The organism is Endozoicomonas atrinae, from assembly GCF_001647025.1.
GTDB lineage: Bacteria > Pseudomonadota > Gammaproteobacteria > Pseudomonadales > Endozoicomonadaceae > Endozoicomonas > Endozoicomonas atrinae.
In genome coordinates, this window is sequence record NZ_LUKQ02000407.1 from 1,640 (window position 1) to 3,426 (window position 1,787).

Annotated in this window: 4 protein-coding genes; all 4 read left to right on the top strand. The window is 51.7% G+C overall.

Annotated features, from left to right (window positions below; genetic code table 11):
* A partial coding sequence (locus AK963_RS27050; RefSeq protein ID WP_175404684.1) for a hypothetical protein occupies positions 1 to 258 on the top strand: 258 nt, incomplete at its 5' end.
* 7 nt (positions 259 to 265) lie between these two features.
* Positions 266 to 814, top strand: coding sequence for a hypothetical protein (locus AK963_RS27055; protein WP_066018444.1), 549 nt, complete (start codon positions 266 to 268; stop codon positions 812 to 814).
* Positions 811 to 1,575 carry a DUF4391 domain-containing protein gene (locus AK963_RS27060; RefSeq protein WP_066018445.1) on the top strand — a complete coding sequence of 255 codons (765 nt, stop codon included), beginning with the start codon at positions 811 to 813 and terminating at the stop codon, positions 1,573 to 1,575. Before AK963_RS27055 ends, AK963_RS27060 begins: the two co-directional genes overlap by 4 nt.
* Before the next feature lie 27 nt (positions 1,576 to 1,602).
* Positions 1,603 to 1,787, top strand: a 185-nt coding sequence (locus AK963_RS27065; RefSeq protein WP_139117701.1) for a hypothetical protein, incomplete at its 3' end; no start/stop codon positions are given.

The following is a 1,787-nucleotide window of genomic DNA, read 5'->3' on the forward strand; positions in this document are numbered from 1 at the left end:
AAAAACAGCACGATTCAGCTGGTTAACTTCTGGCCCAATATGGAGCTGGACGAATACATCAATCTGGAAGCCCGGGTCAGTGGTCGTATGGTGCTGCTGGATATATCCGCCACCGGTGAAGAAAACGTCATTGAGCAGGACAGCGGTAAACAGATGAACGATCTGGAGTACCGCCGTAAACAGTTGCAGGAATTACAAGACAACGTTGTGGATCTGGAAGACATCTCCGGCAGCGTCTCCATTACTGACCCTGAATGACTTCCGAATGGATCTGTCCGGCTTTATGAAAGAGCATCTGGGCGATCTTGAATCCGCTTACACCGGGTTATTTGCAGCCAGTGCCATTGATCCTGCGTTTATTCGCCAGACCGGTGATCGCGCCATTGAGCCGGGCGCGCTGTTCTGCTTGAAGCAACTCACCGCACAAGAACCATCGTCGTCGGATGGCTATGCGCTGGCACCGCACTATCTGGTCTATGTCACTGACGATAATGAGGTGAAGTACCCGTTCAGCCAAACCAAAAAGATGCTGGATATCCTGAAAAAACAGGGGCTAGGCCATCACCTGCCCAACCAGGAAGCCATTCAGTCATTCAACGCCATAACCCGACATGGCAAAGACATGGAGCACTACCGGCAACTGCTGGAAACGGCGATCAGCAGCATTATTGGCACCCATCAGGAAAAAGGCATCGACAGCCTGTTCAGCCGTGGCGGTACGCGACTGAATCAGGGGCGCTTCCAGGGCATGGACGATTTTGAAGTGGTCAGTTTTCTGATCATACGAGAACCGGCTCAGGCTGCAACCTCATGACCCTGAACGACTTTTACCAGCAACTGGCCATACCCGATAGCTGCCAACTGCAACAGCGCATCTACAAAAAACAACTGTTTAGTAACGTCGCCTTCAGCAAGAGCGACCAAAAACGGATCAATGAGCAGATCGATACGCTGGCGCTTCGCTACAGCCTGAGCCCGGAGACCATCAATATTTCCAGATACGAAGACCCACAACGGGAATATCTGGAAATAGCGCTGCTGCAAATCACACTGAAAAAACTAACCAACACCGATAAACAACCGGCCAAACTGGCAGAGCTGATCCAGAAGGCGATTCCCTACCCCACCATGCTTGTGTTTGTCCGGGAAAGTCAGATCGCCATCTCCCTTGCCCACAAACGGATCAACCTGGCCGACAGCAGCAAACTCACGCTTGAGCGCAGTTTCGATACCGGCTGGCTGGATTTATCGCAGCTCACCCTTAACCAGCAGGCGTTTCTTGCGGATTTTGCGCTACCGCGATGCAGCTTTATCAATTTCTACCAGTGCTATCAGGATCTGGTGCGCCGGGTGGTGGCACTGAACTGCGCCGATTTGACCGGTCACTACACACTGTCCAAAGACACAGAAAGCGAGCGGCAAGCCCGACTGGACCAGTTACGCAGCCACCAGCAACAGGTGTCGCTATTGCGAGCCGAACTGAAACAGGAAACCCGGTTTAACCACAAGGTTGAACTGAATATGCAGATTAAACGGCTGGATCAACAGATTCAGACGCTGAAAACCCAGCTGTAATTCATTAACGGATAGAGATTCCCCTCCATGGAAAAAATCACCCAGGGCCATCACGGCAGCCTGAGCCTTGATATGGTTCAGGACAACATCAGCAAACTGAAACAGCTCTTTCCGGAATTGATCACGGAAGACGCCAGCGGCGCAAAAATTGATGTGGATGTGCTGAACGAACTGGTGGGCCATCAGGTGATTGATGGCGATAAGGAACGCTA

Excerpts from the sequence above, each read along its gene's own strand:
- AK963_RS27055 (WP_066018444.1), top strand. The coding sequence starts at position 266 with ATGGATCTGTCCGGCTTTATGAAAGAGCATCTGGGCGATCTTGAATCC.
- AK963_RS27060 (WP_066018445.1), top strand. The coding sequence starts at position 811 with ATGACCCTGAACGACTTTTACCAGCAACTGGCCATACCCGATAGCTGC.